At 63.9% G+C, this 20,738-nt stretch carries 16 protein-coding genes; 12 read left to right on the top strand and 4 right to left on the bottom strand.

Annotation, left to right across the window (positions count from 1 at the left end; genetic code table 11):
* Positions 1–55: 55 nt before the first annotated feature.
* Genes BJ997_RS06930 through def form a run of 3 tightly spaced genes read left to right on the top strand, consistent with a single transcriptional unit; the run spans position 56 to position 5,431 of the window.
* Entirely contained in the window at positions 56–3,460 is a 3,405-nt protein-coding gene (locus BJ997_RS06930; protein ID WP_035834463.1) for a pyruvate carboxylase, read from the top strand.
* 37 nt (positions 3,461–3,497) lie between these two features.
* Positions 3,498–4,898, top strand: a complete 1,401-nt coding sequence (locus tag BJ997_RS06935; protein WP_236628684.1) for a MinD/ParA family ATP-binding protein — start codon at positions 3,498–3,500, stop codon at positions 4,896–4,898.
* A 41-nt stretch (positions 4,899–4,939) separates the two neighbouring features.
* Complete coding sequence (gene def / locus BJ997_RS06940; RefSeq protein ID WP_035834461.1) at positions 4,940–5,431, top strand: peptide deformylase; 492 nt, start codon at positions 4,940–4,942, stop codon at positions 5,429–5,431.
* 261 nt (positions 5,432–5,692) lie between these two features.
* On the opposite strand, the gene BJ997_RS06945 is transcribed toward def, so the two are convergent.
* Positions 5,693–7,525 (bottom strand): AMP-dependent synthetase/ligase, encoded by a 1,833-nt coding sequence (locus BJ997_RS06945; protein WP_035834459.1) that lies wholly within the window; start codon positions 7,523–7,525, stop codon positions 5,693–5,695.
* Between the two features lie 182 nt (positions 7,526–7,707).
* On the opposite strand from BJ997_RS06945, the gene BJ997_RS06950 reads away from it, so the two are divergent.
* From BJ997_RS06950 to BJ997_RS06960, 3 genes are all read left to right on the top strand, one after another.
* Positions 7,708–8,658 (top strand): ROK family glucokinase, encoded by a 951-nt coding sequence (locus BJ997_RS06950; protein ID WP_035834457.1) that lies wholly within the window; start codon positions 7,708–7,710, stop codon positions 8,656–8,658.
* 71 nt (positions 8,659–8,729) lie between these two features.
* The gene (locus BJ997_RS06955) at positions 8,730–9,419 is read left to right on the top strand and encodes a lysophospholipid acyltransferase family protein (RefSeq protein WP_035834455.1); all 690 of its coding nucleotides are present in this window, start codon (positions 8,730–8,732) and stop codon (positions 9,417–9,419) included.
* Between the two features lie 107 nt (positions 9,420–9,526).
* Positions 9,527–10,927, top strand: coding sequence for a class II 3-deoxy-7-phosphoheptulonate synthase (locus tag BJ997_RS06960; protein WP_052541822.1), 1,401 nt, complete (start codon positions 9,527–9,529; stop codon positions 10,925–10,927).
* 91 nt (positions 10,928–11,018) lie between these two features.
* On the opposite strand, the gene pknB is transcribed toward BJ997_RS06960, so the two are convergent.
* Both pknB and BJ997_RS06970 read right to left on the bottom strand, forming a co-directional pair.
* Positions 11,019–12,971, bottom strand: a complete 1,953-nt coding sequence (pknB, locus tag BJ997_RS06965; RefSeq protein ID WP_035834453.1) for a Stk1 family PASTA domain-containing Ser/Thr kinase — start codon at positions 12,969–12,971, stop codon at positions 11,019–11,021.
* Positions 12,972–13,041: 70 nt separating this feature from the next.
* Positions 13,042–14,310: a LysM peptidoglycan-binding domain-containing protein gene (locus tag BJ997_RS06970; protein ID WP_084140956.1), complete on the bottom strand. Its 1,269-nt coding sequence runs from the start codon at positions 14,308–14,310 to the stop codon at positions 13,042–13,044.
* Between the two features lie 152 nt (positions 14,311–14,462).
* Here BJ997_RS06970 and BJ997_RS06975 point away from each other — a divergent pair, with 152 nt between their 5' ends.
* Positions 14,463–14,804 carry an Rv2175c family DNA-binding protein gene (locus BJ997_RS06975; RefSeq protein WP_035834450.1) on the top strand — a complete coding sequence of 114 codons (342 nt, stop codon included), beginning with the start codon at positions 14,463–14,465 and terminating at the stop codon, positions 14,802–14,804.
* Between the two features lie 6 nt (positions 14,805–14,810).
* Here the strand turns inward: BJ997_RS06975 and BJ997_RS06980 are convergent, their stop codons facing one another.
* Entirely contained in the window at positions 14,811–15,935 is a 1,125-nt protein-coding gene (locus BJ997_RS06980; protein WP_035834448.1) for a polyprenyl synthetase family protein, read from the bottom strand.
* Here BJ997_RS06980 and BJ997_RS06985 point away from each other — a divergent pair.
* The 5 genes from BJ997_RS06985 to BJ997_RS07005 all read left to right on the top strand — a co-directional run bounded on the left by BJ997_RS06985 (position 15,900) and on the right by BJ997_RS07005 (position 20,730).
* Positions 15,900–16,388, top strand: a complete 489-nt coding sequence (locus tag BJ997_RS06985; protein ID WP_338042531.1) for a DUF3040 domain-containing protein — start codon at positions 15,900–15,902, stop codon at positions 16,386–16,388. The two genes, BJ997_RS06980 and BJ997_RS06985, sit on opposite strands and share 36 nt — an antisense overlap.
* Positions 16,389–16,679: 291 nt before the next feature.
* Positions 16,680–17,111: a division/cell wall cluster transcriptional repressor MraZ gene (mraZ, locus tag BJ997_RS06990; RefSeq protein ID WP_035834445.1), complete on the top strand. Its 432-nt coding sequence runs from the start codon at positions 16,680–16,682 to the stop codon at positions 17,109–17,111.
* A 99-nt stretch (positions 17,112–17,210) separates the two neighbouring features.
* Positions 17,211–18,164 carry a 16S rRNA (cytosine(1402)-N(4))-methyltransferase RsmH gene (rsmH, locus tag BJ997_RS06995; RefSeq protein WP_035834443.1) on the top strand — a complete coding sequence of 318 codons (954 nt, stop codon included), beginning with the start codon at positions 17,211–17,213 and terminating at the stop codon, positions 18,162–18,164.
* Positions 18,161–18,763, top strand: a complete 603-nt coding sequence (ftsL, locus tag BJ997_RS07000) for a cell division protein FtsL (RefSeq protein WP_052541821.1) — start codon at positions 18,161–18,163, stop codon at positions 18,761–18,763. Before rsmH ends, ftsL begins: the two co-directional genes overlap by 4 nt.
* 158 nt (positions 18,764–18,921) lie before the next feature.
* Complete coding sequence (locus BJ997_RS07005) at positions 18,922–20,730, top strand: peptidoglycan D,D-transpeptidase FtsI family protein (RefSeq protein ID WP_236628682.1); 1,809 nt, start codon at positions 18,922–18,924, stop codon at positions 20,728–20,730.
* The last annotated feature ends 8 nt before the right edge of the window (positions 20,731–20,738 follow it).

Raw genomic sequence — 20,738 nt, forward strand, 5'->3', positions numbered from 1 at the left:
AGTCTGGGAGAACCTAACCGTTAGCTGTATGCCGGTTTACGTTCGAGAGGTCTGCATGTTTACGAAAATCCTTGTTGCCAACCGTGGTGAGATCGCAATCCGTGCCATGCGCGCGGCCGTAGAGCTCGGAGCGAAAACCGTTGCGGTCTTCCCCTTCGAAGATCGAAACTCCCTGCACCGCCTGAAGGCCGATGAGGCGTACCAGATCGGCGAGGTCGGCCACCCGGTGCGTGCGTACCTCGATGTGACTGAGATCATCCGCGTGGCTAAGGAGTGTGGCGCCGACGCCATCTACCCCGGCTATGGGTTTCTGTCCGAGAACCCGGAGCTGGCCGAGGCCGCCGCGGCGAACGGAATCACGTTCATCGGACCCGGGGCGGACGTGCTCGAGATGGCCGGCAACAAGGTGACGGCCAAGGAACACGCCATTGCGGCGGGGGTTCCCGTGCTGAAGTCGACTCCGCCGTCGAAGGACGTCGAGTTGCTCATCAGCCAGGCCGAGGACATCGGCTTTCCGGTCTTCGCCAAGGCCGTCGCCGGCGGCGGCGGTCGCGGCATGCGTCGGGTCGAATCGATGGCGGAGCTACGGGGGTCCCTTGAGGAGGCCATGCGTGAGGCCAACAGCGCCTTCGGTGACCCGACGATGTTCCTCGAGGCCGCAGTGCTGCGCCCCCGCCACATCGAAGTGCAGATTCTCGCCGACCACACCGGCGAAACCGTGCACCTGTTCGAGCGAGATTGCTCGGTGCAGCGTCGCCATCAGAAGGTGGTAGAGATCGCGCCCGCGCCGAACCTGAGCGATGAGATTCGTGTCAAGCTCTACGCGGATGCCATCACGTTCGCTCGTTCTATCGGCTACGTGAACGCCGGTACCGTCGAGTTCCTGCTCGATACCGTGGGGGAGCGCGCCGGGCAGCACGTCTTCATCGAAATGAACCCGCGCATCCAGGTGGAGCACACTGTCACCGAAGAGGTGACCGATGTCGACCTGGTCCAGTCGCAGATTCGTATCGCGGCGGGGGAGACGCTGGCGGACCTCGGACTCACTCAGGACAAGATCAAGCTCCGCGGCGCCGCGCTCCAGTGCCGGATCACGACGGAGGACCCCTCGGCGGGCTTCCGTCCCGACACGGGCAAGATCACGACGTATCGTTCGCCCGGAGGCGCCGGCATCCGTCTCGACGGAGGCACGATCAACCCTGGCACCCAGATCAGCCCGCACTTCGACTCCATGCTGGCCAAACTGACCTGCCGTGGCCGCGACTACGCGGCCGCTGTCGTACGCTCCAAGCGTGCGTTGGCCGAGTTCCGCATCCGCGGCGTGTCCACGAACATCTCGTTCCTGCAGGCGGTCCTCGACGACCCCGACTTCGCGGCCGGCGACCTGAGTACCTCCTTCATCGATGAACGGCCCGAGCTTCTGCGCACGGAGGCGTCGAAGGACCGCGGCACGAAGATCGTCAACTGGCTCGCCGACGTCACGGTGAACCAACCCAATGGCGTTGCCGTCACGACGGTGAGCCCGGCGGAGAAACTCCCCGTCCTCGACCTCAGCGTTCCGGCCCCCGACGGTTCGCGCCAGCAGCTTCAGCTGCTCGGACCGGTGAAGTTCGCCGCAGCCCTGCGCGCGCAGACGGCTTTGGCCGTTACGGACACGACCTTCCGGGACGCCCACCAGTCCCTGCTCGCGACTCGCGTGCGCACCAAGGACCTGGTGGCTGTCGCCCCGTATGTGGCGCGGCTCACGCCCCAGCTGCTCTCCGTAGAGGCGTGGGGCGGCGCGACATACGACGTCGCGCTGCGCTTCCTCGGCGAGGACCCGTGGGAACGCCTGGCGACCCTGCGGGCGGCACTGCCGAACATCAACATCCAGATGCTGCTGCGCGGTCGCAACACTGTCGGGTACACGCCGTACCCGACCGAGGTGACGGACGCGTTCGTGCGCGAGGCGGCCGACACTGGCGTCGACATCTTCCGTATCTTCGATGCCCTCAACGACGTGTCCCAGATGCGCCCCGCGATCGATGCCGTGCTCTCTACCGGTACCTCGGTGGCCGAGGTCGCCGTCTGCTACACCGGTGACCTGCTCAATCCTGCCGAAGACCTGTACACCCTGGACTATTACCTGCGCTTGGCCGACCAGATCGTAGAGTCCGGGGCGCACATTCTCGCCATCAAGGACATGGCCGGCCTGCTGCGTCCGGCCGCGGCCGAGAAGCTTGTCACCGCCTTCAGAGATCGTTTCGACCTGCCGGTGCACGTGCACACCCACGACACCCCTGGCGGGCAGCTCGCGACCCTTCTCGCGGCGGCTCGCGCCGGAGCGGATGCCGTCGACGTGGCGAGTGCGCCGATGGCGGGCACAACCAGCCAGCCCTCGGCATCCTCTCTCGTTGCAGCCCTCGCGCACACGGAGCGAGACACCGGCATCGAGCTTAAGAACGTCACGGACCTGGAGCCCTACTGGGAAGCCGTGCGCAACGTTTACCGTCCGTTCGAATCTGGTCTCTCCGCCCCTACAGGCCGTGTGTACACGCACGAGATCCCGGGTGGCCAGCTGTCCAACCTGCGCACGCAGGCCGTCGCACTAGGACTTGCCGATCACTTCGAACTGATCGAGGACATGTATGCCGCGGCGAACAAAATCCTGGGACGGGTCCCGAAGGTGACGCCCTCGTCGAAGGTTGTGGGCGACCTGGCCCTCTACCTCGCGGCTGTAAAGGCGGACCCCGCCGATTTCGAGCAGAACCCCGACAAGTACGACGTCCCCGACTCCGTGATCGGATTCATGGCCGGCGAGCTCGGGGATTTGCCGGGCGGATGGCCGGAGCCCTTCCGCACCAAGGTGCTCAAGGGGCGCACTGTCAAGGTCGGAATCACGGAAATTTCCGAGGCGGAGCGTGTTGCGCTCAACACCGACAGCACCACTCGCAGGGCGATGCTGAACCAGCTGCTCTTCCCCGCGCCGACGCGCCAGTTCGAGCAGATCCGCGAGCTGTTCGGTGACCTGTCCGTCATCGACACCGTTGACTACCTCTACGGCCTGCAGCAGGGCCAGGAACACGCCGTTGACATCGCGCAGGGCGTGCGCCTGTACGTGGGACTCGAAGCCATCGGTGAGGCCGATGACAAGGGCATCCGCACGGTCATGACCATGCTCAACGGCCAACTGCGCCCGGTCTTTGTTCGGGACCGTGGCATTACCGTCGACGCGCGTGTGGCCGAGAAAGCGGATGCCAACCAGCCTGGCCAGATCGCGGCGCCGTTCTCCGGCGTCGTCACCCTTCAGGTCGAGGACGGTGCGGAGGTCACGGCCGGCCAGAGCGTAGCAAGCATCGAGGCCATGAAGATGGAAGCGGCGATTACCTCACCGATCGCCGGTTTCATCGAGCGCGTCGCCATCCCCAGGACCCAGCAGGTCGACGCGGGCGACCTGCTCGTCGTCGTACGGCCGCGCTAGGCTTAGCTTCGCCGGCTATGAGGAATTGAGTGACGATTTGGCAGACAAGTCTGACGATGTCGACGGAGGCGAACCTCTGGGGTCGGCTCCGGGTGCCTTCGAGCCGGCAGAGCAGGAGTACCACGGAGAGTTGCTGCCCCACACGGTCGACAACCTCGCCTCCGTCCTGCCGGGCAGCCTGAGCGAGGCTGCGGAGCTTCTCGGGGCCTCACGTAGGGCCGTGCCCGGCAGCGGTGAGCCGAGTGCCCGCGTGCCGGGTCTGGGCCCAGTGGGTTCACATGGGCCGAGCACCCGCAGTTCGTCGCGCCTGGCAACGCATACCGTGGAAATCGATGCCATTGCGCCGGCACAGCCCGTTCGGGCTGCCGTAGCCATTGCCAACGGTGGAGGCTTCGAGCGCATGCGCGCGGATTCCACGGGCCCGGTTCGCCGGGACCGGCCTCGCGCCGAACGTGATCCCGGTGACGCCTCCGCTGAGCCGTACGTGGCCCAGCCAGAGTCCGCGGGAATGCTCACCGCTGAGCGTCTCCTGGCCGTCAACCGCAAGACACGCCGACCGCCCCGGGGCGCGTGGAACGAGTTTGTCTTTGCGGCGACCCTGCACCTGGTAAACCTGGGGGACTCGGCCTCAGTTCGCGCCCAGTCCGAGATGGACGAGCGCATTCGCAAGCACTTCGACGGCGGCACGCGATTTGTGCCCATCCTGACCCGCAAGGGGGGCGTGGGAAAGACGACAGTCACGACCTTGCTGGGCATGGCGTTGGCCGACTCTCGGGACGATCGAGTCATCGCGATCGACGCGAACCCCGACCGTGGAACCCTGTCTGAACGCGTGAGTCAGAAGACGACCTCGACCGTGCGGGACGTCGTCACCAAGGCCGCGTCCATCGGCAATTTCACCGACTTCTCCACGCTCGTCTCCCGTGACGAGACTCGGCTGGATATCCTCGCGTCCGACACCGACCCGATGCTCTCCGAAGCGTTCGACGAGAACGACTACAACGTCGTCGCCGACTTGGCCGCCCGCTACTATTCCCTTGCCCTCACCGACTGCGGTACCGGCATCGTGCACTCCGTCATGCGCGCCACCCTGCGCCGTGCCGACTCCATCGTCGTAGTGTCGGGCGGCAGCGTCGACGAGGCTCGGCTGGCCTCCGAAACGCTCACATGGCTGGAAGCCAACGGATACGGCGAGCTCGTGAAGAACGCCGTTGTCGCCCTGAACACCGCCACTCAGGGCACGAATCTGGTGCGTCTCGACGAGATCGAAGCGCACTTCCGCTCCAGGGTTCGGGCGATCGTTCGTATTCCCTACGATGCCCAGCTCGCGGCCGGCAGCGTCGTGTCGTACGAGGACCTCCGTCCCATCACACGCCTGGCGGCACGCACCCTCGCAGCCCTCGTTGTCGAAGGACTGCCCACCACACGCAGCATCTGACCATTCGTTTCGCACCACCATCTAATATTGGGAGTCCTCCTGTGCCCGAGCGCCAGATTCGTCTTTTCGGAGACCCCGTCCTGAAAACTATCTCCGACCCGATCGTGGTCATCGACGACCGGGTACGCAGTCTCGTGCAGGACCTCGTTGACAGTGTTCGCCTTCCCGGCCGGGCTGGGGTGGCTGCCTCTCAGATCGGGGTCAATCTCCGAGCCTTCAGCTACAACGTCGACGGTGAGGTCGGGTACATGCTCAACCCCACCATCGTGGAGCTCTCCGGCGAACCCGAAATGGTCGACGAAGGGTGCCTGTCAGTGCCAGGGCTCTGGTATCCCACGGAGCGCTTTCCGTTCGCGAAGGCTGTCGGAACCAACCTCGACGGCGAGACTATCGAGCTGTCCGGAACGGGAATCATGGCACAGGCCCTGCAACACGAGACTGACCATCTGGACGGGCTTCTCTACCTGGATCGCCTCACCAAGGAGAACCGGCGGGCCGCCATGAAGGAAGTTCGCGAGTCCGACTGGTTCTAGGCGGTTTCCCCATCCCACGATGGGGCGAAGCGCCTCACCAGCTCGAGATCGGGTGAGCCGAGTCTGAGAGTCGGGTCGCTTGGTCTCGATCGCTCCTTCGTCGCGCCTCGACCAGCGAGATGGGGAGACGCACCGCATTTCCCGAGTAGGCCCTGCAGGCCGGTCCTCAGACCGGCCTGCAGGGCCTCGATCTCGACAAGCTCGATTCAAGCACTCGTGGCTCGCGCCGCAACGGCGGAACCTTGGGGTTTCAGCTTCTGATCAGTCGCGGATGGAGAAGCCTTCGGTGATGGGGGCGCCAGCGTAGAGGCTGTCGATCTCCACGGCGAAATCGCGCAGGATGATGTTTCGCTTGATGCTCATCTTGGGTGTGAGGTGACCGCTCTCCTCCGTGAGCTCCAGTGGCAGCACGACAAACTTGCGAATCGACTCGGCGCGGCTGACGGTGTCATTTGCACGATCGACGGCGCGTTGGATTTCGGCGAGCACGGTGGGATCGACGGCCGCCTCTTGAACGCTCATGCCGGCATCCGCATTGTTGTTGTTGAGCCAGACCGGAAGCATGTCGGGGTCCAGTGTGATGAGAGCCCCGATGAAGGGCTTCTGGTCGCCGACCACGATGACCTGTCCGATGAGCGGGTTCGAGCGGATGGGGTCCTCGAGCGCGGCCGGGGCAACGTTCTTTCCACCGGCTGTGACGATGATTTCCTTCTTGCGCCCGGTGATACTGAGGAATCCGTCGTCGTCGAAGGCGCCGATGTCCCCGGTCTTCAACCAGCCGTCCTCGAACGTTTCCGCGGTGGCGGTGGGGTTCTTCCAGTATTCCTTGAAGACGTTGACGCCCTTGACCTGGATCTCCCCGTCGTCCATGACGCGCACTGACACTCCGGGGAGAGGAGGACCGACCGTGCCGATCTTGGCGCGAGTGGCCAGGCTCACCGTCGCAGGTGCGGTTGTTTCGGTCAGGCCGTAGCCCTCGAGAATGACGATTCCGAGGCTGTGGAAGAAATGCCCGAGATGGGCGCCGAGGGGCGCTGACCCTGACACCGCATAGACCACATTGCCGCCCATCGCCGCGCGAAGTTTGCTGTAGACGAGGCGATCGAAGAGGGCAAACTTGATCTTCATTCCCAGGGGAATCTGCTCCCCGGCCTGAACTGCCTTGGAATGTGCCACGGCAGTGGCCACGGCAGCCTTGAAGATCTTGCCCTTGCCTCCTGCCTCGGCCTTCTGGCCGGCGGAGTTGTAGACCTTCTCGAACACGCGTGGCACTGCCAGCAGGAATGTGGGCTTGAAGCTGCCCAGGGACGGCAAAAGCTGCCGGGTGTCGGGCTGGTGGCCCACGCGTACCCCGGCGTGCACGCACAGTACAGAGATGAATCGCGCGAACACGTGCGCGGTGGTGATGAACAGCAGGGTGGAAGCGCCCTCCGGGTGGGTGAGCACTTCCTTCAACGCCACGGCGGAATTTCGGCTGGTTTCGAGGAAGTTGGCATGGGTGAGCACGCAACCTTTCGGCTTGCCCGTGGAGCCCGACGTGTAGATCAGAGTCGCCATATCGGCTCCGACGGCGAGATTGCGCCGACGTTCGATCTCGGCATCGGGAACGGAGACTCCAGCGGCGACGATTTTGTCGAGATCGCCCAGGTCGATCTGCCAGACCTGACCGATATCGGGAAGATCGGCGTGCACCTCGTCGAAGCGAGCGAAATGCTCCGCGGTCTCGAGGATAACGGAGGTGGCGCCGGAATCGCTGAGGTTCCACTGCACCTGGCTCGGGGAGCTGGTGTCATAGACGGGCACGAGGACCGCGCCGGCAAACCACGTCGCGAAGTCGATCAGGGTCCACTCATACCGGGTCTTGCAGACGAGGCCGATCTTGTCCCCTGGCTCGATTCCGGAGGCCACCAGGCCCTTCGCGAGGGCGATGACCTGGCCGTGGAATTCGGCGACGGTGACCGGAACCCATCCGCTTGCGCTCGGCAGTGAGAACAAGACAAGGTTGGGGGTCGCCTCAAGTCGATTTACCAGCAGATCGGTGACGTTGGCCTCCGGGTCTGCGGGTACAACGGCTGGTACGTCAAACTGTTTCACGGTAACTCCTTTGGTACCGGTAGGGCGTGCGACTTCACTGCCATCAAATGTTGGCGGTGATCGGGTGCTTCGCCCTACGGCAAGCTGGTTAAGTACACTCTATGTGGTGTGGTGTCGACCTGCCCGGTCGACGCGCACTCTCTTTTCTGCATCGTTATATCCCCGCCACGAAAGGTACGTCTGTGCACGCCATTGGAATCGATATCGGCGGCACCAAGATTGCCGGAGCGCTCGTTGACGAGGACGGTGTGATCGTGAGGTCCGAACGACAGCCCACCAACGCCGGTGACCCACGGGAGATCGAGGACACTGTCGTCGGCATGATTGACGTGCTTCGGGGCGGCGACGATGTCATCGGTGTCGGCGTTGCCGCGGCCGGTTTCATCGATGCCGCGCAATCGACGGTCTACTACGCCCCGAACATCAACTGGCGCAATGAGCCGTTTCGCGAGAAACTCGAGGCGCGCATCGACCTGCCGATCATCGTGGAGAACGACGCCAACGCTGCTGGCTGGGCCGAGTTCAGGTTTGGCGCCGGACGTCCGTACACTGACATGATCACTCTCACCATCGGCACCGGCGTGGGCGGGGCGATCGTCGCCAACGGGGCGCTCTTTCGAGGCGGCTTCGGCGCGGGTGCGGAGCTCGGCCACCTGAGGCTCGTTCCGAATGGTCTCGCGTGCGGGTGCGGAGCCCACGGCTGTATCGAGCAGTATGGGTCGGGTCGTGCGCTTCTGCGCATCGCGAATGAGATTGCGGACGCCGGCATGTTGGGGCGAGGGTTGGCCATCGCGCGCGAACGCACGGGCAAGCTCACAGGCACAGAGATCGGGCGCCTCATTCAGGACGGTGACGCGGGAGCCCTCGCGGCCTTGCGGCAGTTGGGGGCGTCGCTCGGGCAGGCATGCGCCAGCTTGGGCGCCGTTCTCGACCCCCAGGTCTTCGTCTTCGGCGGGGGAGTGTCCATCGCCGGAGATTTGCTTCTTGCGCCGATTCGCGCGGCGTACCTCGAGCATCTGCCGGCGCGGGGGTATCATCCCGAAGCAGCCTTCGCAATCGCGCAGCTCGTGAACGATGCCGGCGTCGTCGGTGCCGCAGACCTCGCGCGAATCGCGGCAACGCGGCTCAGCTGACGTTCGGTGCACCGAATCCGGCCCCGCAGCGGTAACGTAAGATTTTCTTATTCGATGGGAGATCACGCGCAATGTTCTACTGGTTCATGAAGAACATTGTCGTGGGGCCCCTGCTGCTGGGTGTTTTTCGCCCCTGGGTCGTCGGCTTGGAGAATATACCCAAGGACGGCGGAGTGATTCTCGCGAGCAACCATCTGTCTTTCATCGACTCCGTCTTCCTTCCCCTCGTCGTGTCGCGCCGCGTGGTTTTCCTTGCAAAGAGCGAATACTTCACCGGGAAAGGTGTGAAGGGGTGGGCCACCCGCCAATTCTTCAAGGCCACCGGTCAGCTTCCGATTGACCGCTCCGGCGGGAAGGCGTCCGAGGATTCGTTGAATACGGGTTTGCGTGTACTGGGCGCCGGGGGAGTGCTGGGAATCTATCCGGAAGGAACGCGCAGCCCCGACGCACGCATGTACCGCGGCCGCACCGGTGTGGCACGCATGGTGCTGGAATCGGGTGTGCCGGTCATACCCGTTGCGATGATCGACACAGAGAAGGCCATGCCCACGGGCACTCGCATCCCCAAGGTGCGCCGTATCGGCATCGTCATCGGCAAGCCACTGGACTTCACCCGCTTCACGGGCATGGAGGGAGACCGCTTCGTGCTGCGGTCGGTCACGGACGAGCTCATGTATGAGCTTCAGCGTCTCAGCACCCAGGAGTACGTCGACGTGTATGCCACGAGCGTGAAAGAGAAGCGCGCGAACCTTTCGCGATAGGCTGCCAGTACTGCGCTTTGCCCCCTCGGGGCTGTGTTCCCTCGCGGGCACCGCACCATTGAGGCGCACACGAGTGTGCGCCGTAGAGAGAAAACAGGAACTATCACGTGGTAGACCCCACCGAACCAGTCGTACTCGCCGATGCCGCTGTAGTGGCCGGGCTGGATCACTGGCGCACGCTGCCCATCAAGCAGCAGCCGGCGTGGCCGGATGCCGACGTTGTCGCGGCCGCTTCAGCCGAATTGGCCACCCAGCCCCCGCTCGTCTTTGCCGGGGAGGTGGACATCCTGCGCGATCGACTTGCGCAGGCGGCCAGCGGTCATGCCTTTCTTCTCCAGGGGGGCGACTGCGCGGAAACCTTCAGCGGTGCGACCGCGGACCAGATCCGGAATCGCGTCAAGACGGTCTTGCAGATGGCTGTCGTGCTGACCTACGGTGCATCCATGCCGGTGATCAAGATGGGCCGCATGGCCGGCCAGTTCGCCAAGCCCCGCTCGAGCGACTTCGAAACCCGCGGGGATGTCACCTTGCCGGCTTACCGCGGCGACATCGTCAACGGCTACGACTTCACGCCGGAGTCCCGTGAGGCCGACCCGGCCCGCCTCGTGAAGGGCTACCACACGGCCGCTTCCACCCTCAATCTCATCCGGGCGTTCACGCAGGGCGGCTTCGCCGACCTGCGTCAGGTTCACAGCTGGAATCAGGGCTTCGCAGCCAATCCGGCCAACCAGCGTTACGAGAAGTTGGCCAAGGAGATCGACCGCGCGATCAAATTCATGATCGCCTGCGGCGCCGACTTTGAAGCGCTCAAGCGCACAGAATTCTACACCAGCCATGAAGGCCTGCTCATGGACTACGAGCGCCCCATGACGCGCATCGATTCGCGCACCGGCACGCCATTCAATACCTCGGCACACTTCATCTGGATCGGGGAACGCACCCGCGACCTCGATGGGGCGCACGTGGATTTCCTGTCGAGGGTGCGCAATCCGATCGGAGTCAAGCTCGGCCCGAGTACGACGGCCGACGACATGCTTCGACTCGTCGACAAGCTCGACCCCAATCGCGAGCCCGGCCGCCTGACGTTCATCACGCGCATGGGTGCCGGCAAGATCCGCGATGCGCTTCCCCCGCTCCTGGAAGCCATCAAAGCAAGCGATGCCACGCCGCTCTGGGTCACTGACCCGATGCATGGCAACGGAGTCACAACCCCGACCGGCTACAAGACGCGCCGCTTCGACGACGTCGTTGACGAGGTCAAGGGCTTTTTCGAGGCTCACCGCGCGGTAGGAACCCACCCCGGTGGAATCCACGTCGAGTTGACAGGCGACGACGTGACCGAGTGTCTGGGCGGCTCGGAGCACATTGACGAGGCTGCCCTCGCCACACGCTACGAATCCCTCTGCGACCCCCGACTCAACCACATGCAGTCCCTCGAACTGGCCTTCCTGGTCGCAGAGGAGCTCGGCCAGGCCCCGCGGGCAGGAGTGGCTCGCAACAGGGTCTAGTCGAGCCGAACAGGCGTCGAGCCCCGCACCCGTGTCTCAGGTGCGGGGCTCGACGCGTACCCGCGGACGCGGGGCGGTCACGATCCCGGCCCTAGGCCGAGAAGTTGATCTTGACGCTGCTGCCGCGCGGTACGGACTCACCGGCGCCCGGTGTGACCTTGGTGACTGTGAACAGGCCCGGCGCCGCATCCGCGAAGATGTTGTAGTCGAGCCTCAAGCTCGCGTCTTCCAGAATCTGCTTCGCCTCCGACCACGGCTTGCCGACAACATCGGGAATTTGAACGGGTTCTGGCCCGCGGGAAATGGTCAGCGTAATTGTTGCCCCGGAGCGGACGGGGCCGTCAGGTGCGGTGGACGAGACCACCCGTCCCTCCGGGACGGTGTCGCTGTAGGTTTGCTCGCCGGGTGCCGCGATGAGCCCGGCTGCCTCGAGCGTCTGGGTGGCATCGGCAACTGTCTCGCCGGAAACGCTCGGGATGGGGCCGAGAGATACCACGAGGTCTACGGGGAGCCCCTGAAAGTAGTCCCCACCCTGCGAGACGTCTCCGTCATCACTGGCCCGTGTCGCGGAAATGACGGTTCCGGACGCGACGGAATCGTCGAAGACTGGGTCCACTCCACCCACCTCGGCCTGCAGCTCGGTGATCTCAGCGGTTGCAGCCTCCTGGCTGAGGCCGGTCAGTGGGGGCAGAGTGATGGGCTGCAGGCCCAGCGAGACGATGATCGTCACGACGCTGTCTTTGGCAACCCGTTTGCCCGCTCCAGGGTCTGTGGACACGACCACGCCTTCGGGCACGTCGGCACTGTAGGCGGTCGTCTGGTCGGACGCCAGACCGACGGCAGTGAGCTGAGCGACAGCGTCGCCGGGGCTGAGCGTTGCCACGGCGGGAATCGCGATGTCGGAGCCTGGACCGGAACCGAAATACCACCCGGTGCCCCCCAGAGCCGAGGCGATCAGGATGACCAGTGCGAAGAGCCAGAAGCCACGGCCTTTTCGACGGCGGGCCTTGGTGGTGAGTCGGGCGCTGTTGTCGGGCTGCCGCGGGCCGACGCCGGTGGCGGTGAGCGGACCGAGCACGTTGGTGGGTGGGGTGCCGCCGAGAATCTGCGTTTCGGCGTTTGCGGTGGCAGCGGACAGGTTGGGCAACATCATCGTAGGTTGCAGCGCCGTGGGTTGCAGTGCGGTGGGCTGGGCCGACGGATCGGAGTGGCCGCGACCGGCGAGGAGCTGGTCGAGCATCACGCGAGCGTCCCGGGGGCGCTGCTCCGGATCGCGAGCCGTAGCCCACTGCACGAGCTCGTCAAGGTCCTGCGGTGTCGAGGGAACCTTGCTGCTGGGCCGCGGCACGGTGTCGTTGGCGTGCTGGTAGGCGATCTGCATCGGAGCCTCGCCCACGTAGGGCTGTTCGCCCGTGAGCATTTCGAACGTCATGATTCCGAGCGCGTAGATGTCGCTGCGGGCATCCGCAATTCCCCGGGTCACGAGTTCCGGGGAGAGGTAGGCGATGGTGCCCAGCAGTGCTTGGCCGGTCGCTGTGTTGTTGTTCACGGCGCGAGCGAGGCCGAAGTCGCTGATCTTGATCCGGCCGTCGTCGGCGAGCAGCACGTTTTCCGGCTTGACGTCCCGGTGCACGATTCCGGCTTTGTGAGCCGCGGCGAGCCCGCTGAGCACTGCCTCCAGAATATCCACGGTCTGCTCTGGTGTGAGCTTGCCGTAGTCCTTCAGCAGATCCCTCAGGGTGATACCCGGAAGGTATTCCATGACGAGGTAGGCGGCATCGGCGTCCTGGCCCTGATCGAAGACGTTCACAACGTTGGGGTGCGCCAGGCGCGCAGCGGAACGCGCTTCCTGGATGAATCTGCTCTTGAAGGCGTTGTCATCGGCCAGATGGCCGTGCATGATCTTTATCGCGACCCGACGCTCGAGGCGCAGGTCGGTGGCAAGGTAGACCGTCGCCATGCCGCCGCGAGCGATTCGGGAGCGCACCTGATACCGGCCATCTATCAGACGGCCGATCATCTGGTCGGTCGGGGTTTCACTCACTCGTCGAGTCTAGAGAAGCCCGACGGCAACATCCTGCTAGAACGCCGCGCGCCGCCGCAACACTCCCGGTCTAACCGAGCTGGCCGAGCCACGATCGGGCGGAGATCTCCCATTTCGCGTAGTGGTTCGGGAAGGCCGAAATCTGCACTGCCTGGGCAGCATCCGTCACGGTCATGGACTCCCAGCCCGGAATTTCGAGCAGGCCACGGGTGACCCCGGTATTGGGGTTGCTGCTGCCCCCGAAGAATGCCAAGGTTGCGCGGGTCGGATCCATGACTTGCTCGGGTGTGCCCCAGCCAAAGCTCGGGCGCTGCTGGAACAAACCCAGGGAATCCCGATCTCCGTAGTCCACATTCTTGAGACCCGATTCCTGAGCGGCAGCAGCCAGAGCAATGACGAGCCCGTAATCGGAGACGCCGATGGAACGACCGACGGCCACAATGGTGGAGGCGTTCTGCCGCATCTCGGACGTCAGGGGAGTGACGGCGTCCGCGCGCTCGGCTGCAGCCAGTGCCGCGGGGGAAGGAATCGTCAGCACCTGGCCGGGGTAAATCATGCTGGACCAGCCGAGACCGTTGGCGTCCAGCACATCCTGCACTGTCACGCCGGCTGTGGCGGCGACGGCACTGATGGTGTCTCCGCTCGCTATCGTGTATTCGGATGCCGCTGGAGCGGACTCCACAACCATCGGCGTGATGAAGGCGGCTGGCACAATCTGTGCGGTTTCCGCGACGGGCAGCACGATGGACTGGCCGGGGTAGATCACGCTGCTGCGCTCCAGGCCGTTCGCGCTCAATACCGCATCGGTTGACAACCCGTTGGCGGCCGCAATGCCGCCTATAGTGTCGCCGCTCTGCACAGTGTGCGCGGCCGCCGGGGAGGAAGCCGTGGCGGGAGCGCTGGGCGCGGATGGGGCCGTGAGGTTCAGAACTTGGCCCGGAAAGATCAATGCTGCCGAATCGAGGCCGTTCAGGGAGAGCACGGCGGACGTCGTGAGGCCGAAACGCGCGGCAATGCCGCTGACAGTGTCGCCGTCAGCGACCGAATACTGTGCGGGGACAGCTTCTGTAGCAGCGGCCGCCACGTGCGCAGTCGCGCTTCGCAGCCCGGTGTCGTGTGCCGTGGCTTCGGCGAATCGCGGATTGAGTGGCTTCTTAACGTCGGCCGCGTGGGCGGGCGCCGCCAAGTTCAGGCTGATGGCCAGTGTGCCTACCAGAACGATGGGAACAGTCAGTAGCGCACTCCGGCCCCGTCGCTCGTCCGGTTGTGTGCGCCGAATGCTATCGGCTGCAGTCGGTGCGCCGGTCGCGCCAGCGAGTGTGTTCACCTCAGTCGACATGGAACTCCTGTTCATTAGTACCCCAAGCCCCGGTCCGAGGTTGACACAGATGATTACTTGAGTCAATCAGTGTGGCAGATGTGACGTTCACCACACGTGTCATCCACTGCGTGTCATTTTGCGAGTTCGCGGAATCATGGGAGGATTAAAGCGTGACTGAAGAGTTTTCAGAGCCCGAGTGGCTCACTATCCCTGACCTTGTTGATCTGCTCGGACTGACTCAGTCTCGAGTGCGGCAGCTTATTGACGACAATCACCTGCTCGCCATTCGCCGCAACGGCGTATTGCAGGTGCCGGCCGACTTCCTGCGGGATCGAGCCCCACTGCCCGAATTGCGCGGGACCATCTTCGTTCTCAATGACGATGGGTTCACGACCGAACAGGCGATGAGCTGGCTGCTTGACGTCGACGACAGCCTCGGCGTGTCTCCCATTGCTGCCCTCCGCGCGGGGCGCAAGGCCGAGGTGCGCCGGGTCGCCCAAGCGTTGGCCTAGGCGCCGTCAGAAGGCTCGCCGGGCGACCTTTTCGGCGAGCATCCTGAGCTCTGACATGGCCGAGTCGGCCAGCAGGGCGGCGTCGAGAACCGCGGTAGCCTCCGCGAGCTGGTGCGTAATCAGGGCCTCGACACGATCGACGGCACCGCTCCCCGCAATGATGCCCTGCAGCTTCTCGATCTGGTGCGCCGTGAGGTTCGGGTCGCCGAGGTTGTCATCGAGGAATCGGCGGCTCCCGCCGTCCAGGTTCTCACGGGCCAGAGCAACGAGGACGGTCCGTTTGCCCTCCCTGAGATCGTCGCCGCTGGGCTTGCCGGTCAGGGACGAATCGCCGAAGACGCCCAGCAGATCGTCCCTGAGCTGATAGGCCAGGCCGAGGGGCAGACCGAACCTGCGCAGAGACTCCAACTGCTCGGGGGTCCCGCCTGCCAGAGCGGCTCCGATCACGAGTGGTGCGAGCACGCTGTAGCGAGCCGACTTGAACTCGATGACCCGCATGGCTCTCTCCAGCAATTCATCCTCCCGGGAGGTACGCCACGCGCGTTCCTCCAGGATGTCGAGATATTGTCCCGCAGTGACTTCGGTACGCATGAGATTGAATTCCCGTCGGGCGAACCGAGCCGCGCTCGGATCTCGGAGCCCTGCCAGCCCCTCGTCGAGGAGCTCGTCGCTCCAGCCCAGTAGCAGGTCGCCCAGCAGAATCGCCGACGCTCGGCCGAATTCGACCGGGCCGCCCGCCCAGTTCTCAGACCGATGCAGATTCTCAAAGAGCCGATGAGCGGATGCCGCACCGCGACGAGTGTCGGAATTGTCGATGATGTCGTCGTGCACGAGAGCCGCCGCGTGGAAGATCTCGAGCGCCGCCGCGGCGGACACGATGGGTGCGAGATCCACATCGTGGGGTGGGCCGGCAGTGGGGACCCCGTCGGAACCGCCGCCGGGCGTCACACTTCTCCATCCCCAGTAACAAAAGAGTGCCCGGAATCGCTTGCCACCGCTGAGAAATTGCCGAGAAAAGGCCACTAGTGGCGTCAAATCGGAGCTGATCAGGGACACAATTGGAGCGCGGGTAAAGAGGAATTCGTCGATGCGGGATTGAACCAGATCTATCAGATGATTGCTTTCGGACACCTGCCTAGCCTAGTCATCCTGACAGGGCTAGAATTGGGATTCAACCCGCTCGATCCCGAAATTGGAGGGAATGAGATGCCGCTTTCTGAACAAGAGCAGCGACTCCTTGAAGAGATGGAGCGCAGCCTCTATCACAACGATGCAGACTTTGTCGCAAGCGTAGGCGCTTCACGCCTGCGACCCAACTACCGTTCGATCGCCATCGGCGTCCTTCTAGCGGTGGTGGGCATTGTCGCCCTCATCGCAGGGGTGGCCCTGCAACTGTTGTGGCTGGGCATCGTGGGGTTCGTGGTGATGTTTACCGGGGTGCTGCTCGCATTGTCGCCGGGCAAGGCAATGAAGGGCATGTCGACGCCCGCAGATCCCGGCCGCCGCCCCACGCAGGCACGCTCGGACCAGGGCTTCATGGACAAGCTCAACGATCGCTGGGACCGTCGCCAGGACGGTCAGTAGCTAGGACGGTCAGTAGCTAGGACGGTCGTTCGCTCCATCTCCACGACGCTTCACTCTCCACCACACACGCGCATTGAAAAGGGCTGATCTTCGGATCGGCCCTTTTTTTGTGCCCAAAATCCGACCGTGTAACGATCAGATGCTCCCTTTTCCTCCACTCCTGAATGCCTTGTAATTATTGGTATGCAGCGGAAAATATTCCAATAATGGTGCCAATCTTCACGTTTTGTGGGGGACAGTGGAGTAAAGTGGAGTGACACTTGAATCCGGCCGGCAGAGAAGGGGTGATGCATGTTCCTTGGTACCTACGCCCCCAAGCTCGACGAAAAGGGACGCGTCATCCTCCCCGCGAAGTTCAGGGAAGAGCTGTCCACTGGAGTCGTCATGACTCGTGGTCAGGAGCACTGCATCTACGTGTTCAGCGCTCGGGAATTCGAGGATCTGCACGACAAGATTCGCCAGGCTCCCGTCACGAGCAAGCAGGCACGCGACTACCTGCGGGTGTTCCTGTCCGGCGCGAGCTCCGAAACACCCGACAAACAAAATCGGGTCACAATTCCAGCCAATCTCCGCAGCTATGCGGGCCTCGATCGTGAGCTGACCGTCATTGGTGCCGGTAGCCGCGTTGAGATTTGGGACAGCGAGGCCTGGGCCACATATCTGGCCGAGCAGGAATCCTCATACGCCAACACGACGGAGGAGGTGATTCCGGGACTTTTCTAGCCCCTGGCGCCTGACTCCCAGCCGTTCATGCCCTGACACACTTCCCCGGTGCCAGGAAAGAATGGATGGGGATCAGGCATCAGGGACCAGCCCGGCATTATGGCCATAAACGACATTCATACCCCGGTGCTCCTTGAGCGGTGCATCGAGCTGCTGACGCCGGGGCTGGCAGCGCCCGGTGCCGTTCTTGTGGACGCCACCCTCGGAATGGCGGGGCACGCTGAAGCTTTTCTGCAGCGTTTTCCCGGACTGGTTCTCGTCGGTCTCGACCGCGACCCCGACGCTCTCGCGATTGCGCGGGAACGGCTGGCCCCGTTCCACGATCGCGTGCACCTGGTCCATACCGTCTACGACGGCATCCAGGATGCCCTGCACAGCCTCGGGATCGAGGAGGTGCAGGGCGTTCTCTTCGACCTCGGTGTGTCCTCGCTGCAGATAGACCGTGTCGAACGGGGATTTTCGTATTCCAAGGACGCCCCGCTCGACATGCGCATGGACAGCACCTCTGAGCTGACCGCAGAAGTGATCCTGGCGACCTACAGCGAACAGGACCTGCGCCGCATCTTTCAGGACTACGGCGAGGAAAAGCTCTCCGCGCGATACGCGAAAGCCATTGTCGCGGCCCGTGAAGAGGCACCGTTCGTTCGATCGGCCCAGCTGGTTGACGTGATCACGACAGCAACACCCGTCGTCGTGCAGCGCATGGGACACCCGGCGAAGCGGGTCTTCCAGGCCCTGCGGATCGAGGTGAACCAGGAGCTCTCGGTGCTCGAGCGCGCCATCCCCGCGGCACTGGACGCTGTCGGCGTGGGTGGCCGCATCGTCGTGATGGCCTACCAATCCCTCGAGGACCGCATCGTCAAGCGTGCCCTCGCAGCGGCGTCGGGGTCAACGGCCCCGGTTGGGCTGCCCATCGAGCTGCCGGAACACAAACCGGTCTTCAGACTTCTCATTCGTGGAGCCGAGCTGGCCTCCGAAGCAGAAAAAGCGGACAACCCGCGTGCAACACCCGTGCGGCTGCGAGCTGCAGAGCGATTGAGGAGAGCCGGATGAGAGACAATCTTGCACGTGTACCGCTGGCGGCCGAACCGCAGCGTCAGAGCGAGGCGACCCACGTCGCACGTCGCTTTGAAATCGTGGCCCCCGATGCGAGGCGACGTCCGCGACCTCGAATCTTCTATGCCTTCACCGCGATCGCCGGAGTGGGGGCGATCATCGTCGCGCAGCTCCTGCTCAGCGTCGGAATCTCGCAGGGCGCCTACGAGATTTCGACCCTGCAGTCCAACCAGTCCGAGCTGACCCGCACCACTGCCAGCGTCAATGAGGACCTCGTGCGCGTCTCCTCCCCGCAGAGCCTTGCGGCGAACGCCGAGGCGCTGGGCATGGTGAGTAACTCCAATCCAGTGTATCTGCGCCTGTCCGACGGCGCGGTACTCGGCGCTCCCAGCTCGGCTTCAGGTTCCCAGGCCGGTTCGGCGAGCCTCGTTCCAAATGCACTGCTCGGAGATAACATCGTGCTCAGCCAGGTGCCCGCGGGCGCCGCCGGAACCGGTGTCGCAGCGGGGGCAATCGCCCCAGAATCGGCTCCGGTCGTCGCTGTGACGAGTGCGCCCGTTGTACCGGCAGGTTTGCCGTCTCCCACTACCCGTTAGCGATACCCAACGGCGAAACCGTCACGTCAGACTGTGGAGCACGACAGCACGACCAGCACGACCAGACAGCACGACCAGACAGCACGACCAGACAGCACGACCAGACAGCATGACCAGACAGCATGTGTGCGGCCTGTGGCCGAGGTAAGGAACTTAGCGTGGCGAAACGAACGGCACAGGGCAGACTGATCAGCAGCCGTTCCGATCGGCGGCGGGTCGCGGGCACGATAGTCGTGCTGATGCTCGTGATCTCGGTCTTCGTCGTGAAACTCGTCGACATTCAGGTCGTCCGCGCAGAGGCTCTCACCGCCGACTCGGTGGGAAACCGTTCCGTAGACCAAACCGTCTACGGAACCCGGGGGGGCATCGTGACTGAGGGCGGTGTCGTGCTCGCCGACTCTGTCATGCGCTATGACATCACGGTGTCCCCGAGAAACGTCGCCACGTTCACACGCGCGATCGCGGAGAGCGACAAGCGAGCCGAGGTCACTGTCGCGCAGGCTGCCGCAGAGCTCGGCGCGATCACCGGACAGACCGGGGACGCCATCCAGCTCATCATCGCCGAAGCCCTCGCTGCCAACCCGAATTCAGACTTTGCGTACATCACCAAACAGGTGGACGTGGACGCCCTCCGGGCGATCAACGAACTGGACATTCCCTGGCTGTACCCCAGAACGCATCCGAGCCGGGAATACCCGAATGGTGCCGTCGCTGGAAACCTCATCGGGTTTGTGTCAGGGGAAGGGAAGGCTCAAGCGGGCCTCGAGCTCGGCCAGGATGCCTGTCTCGCCAGCCGAGACGGCACTGAGACATACCAAAAAGGGGCCGACGGCGTGCGAATCCCGGGTAGTAGCGTCACGACGGCACAGGCCGTCGACGGCGGGGATGTTGTGTTGTCGATCGACTCCGACCTGCAATTCTTTGTGCAGCAGACGCTCGCCGCCCGGGCCCAGGAAACCGGCGCGGCGTGGGGTACTGTCGTCGTGCAGGACGCTAAGACCGGCAAACTTCTTGCGGTGGCCGACTATCCCTCTGTAGATCCGAACAACGTCGGAGGAACGGCGAACCCTGAAGACCGTGGATCACGTGCATTCACCGACTCCTTCGAACCCGGGTCCACGTTCAAGGCACTCACCGCGGCATCCGTTCTGGACGCCGGCGTCGCAGATCTGAACACCGAGGTCCTGGCACCGTATCGCTACCTGCCGGAAAACGGGGCCAATATCAACGACAGCCACCAGCACCCCGATCAGAACATGACGCTGTCCGATGTGCTGATTGACTCCTCGAACACGGGCATGTCCAAGTTCGGCGAGATGCTGACCAACGAGCAACGCTTCGACTACATGACAAAGTTCGGCGTGGGCACAGCCACCGATGCCGGATTCCCGCGGGAGGATTCCGGCATCCTGCATCCGTGGAAGGACTGGGACGCCCAAACCCAGTACGCGACCATGTTCGGCCAGGGCCTGACCACGACCGCACTCCAGGTGGCGAGCATGTACCAAACCATCGCCAACGACGGGGTGCACATGCCCGTCCAGCTCGTTGAGGGTTGCCGCCACGAGGACGGCACTGTGACCAACCAGCCGGATTCGACGGGGAGTCGCGTCCTGTCCGAGAAGGCGGCGAACGATACCTCCGATGTTCTCGAGATGGTCTACAGCGACAGCTGGGTGCATAGCATGTGGAATATTCCCGGTTATCGGGTGGCCGCGAAAACGGGTACCGCCCAGATGCCGAACGGGCAGGGTGGCTACTCAAAGGGCTACCTGGTGTCTGTCTCGGGGTTTGCCCCCGCGGACGATCCCCAATACGTCGTTTCGGTGAGCCTCGCCGACCCTGTTAAACTGAATACGTCCGCCGCACCCGCTCCGATCTTCCAGGAGGTCATGAGCCAGGTGTTGAAGAAATACCGGGCGGTTCCTTCGGGGGATCCAGCCCCCGTCCTCCCCACCTCCCGGTGAGAAAGTGA

It is taken from the genome of Cryobacterium roopkundense, assembly GCF_014200405.1.
In the GTDB taxonomy this organism is placed as follows: Bacteria; Actinomycetota; Actinomycetes; order Actinomycetales; family Microbacteriaceae; genus Cryobacterium; species Cryobacterium roopkundense.

Coding starts and splice junctions, on each gene's coding strand:
- BJ997_RS06930 (WP_035834463.1), top strand. CDS start 56: ATGTTTACGAAAATCCTTGTTGCCAACCGTGGTGAGATCGCAATCCGT.
- mraZ (WP_035834445.1), top strand. CDS start 16,680: ATGTTCCTTGGTACCTACGCCCCCAAGCTCGACGAAAAGGGACGCGTC.
- BJ997_RS06955 (WP_035834455.1), top strand. CDS start 8,730: ATGTTCTACTGGTTCATGAAGAACATTGTCGTGGGGCCCCTGCTGCTG.
- ftsL (WP_052541821.1), top strand. CDS start 18,161: ATGAGAGACAATCTTGCACGTGTACCGCTGGCGGCCGAACCGCAGCGT.
- BJ997_RS06970 (WP_084140956.1), bottom strand. CDS start 14,310: ATGTCGACTGAGGTGAACACACTCGCTGGCGCGACCGGCGCACCGACT.
- rsmH (WP_035834443.1), top strand. CDS start 17,211: ATGGCCATAAACGACATTCATACCCCGGTGCTCCTTGAGCGGTGCATC.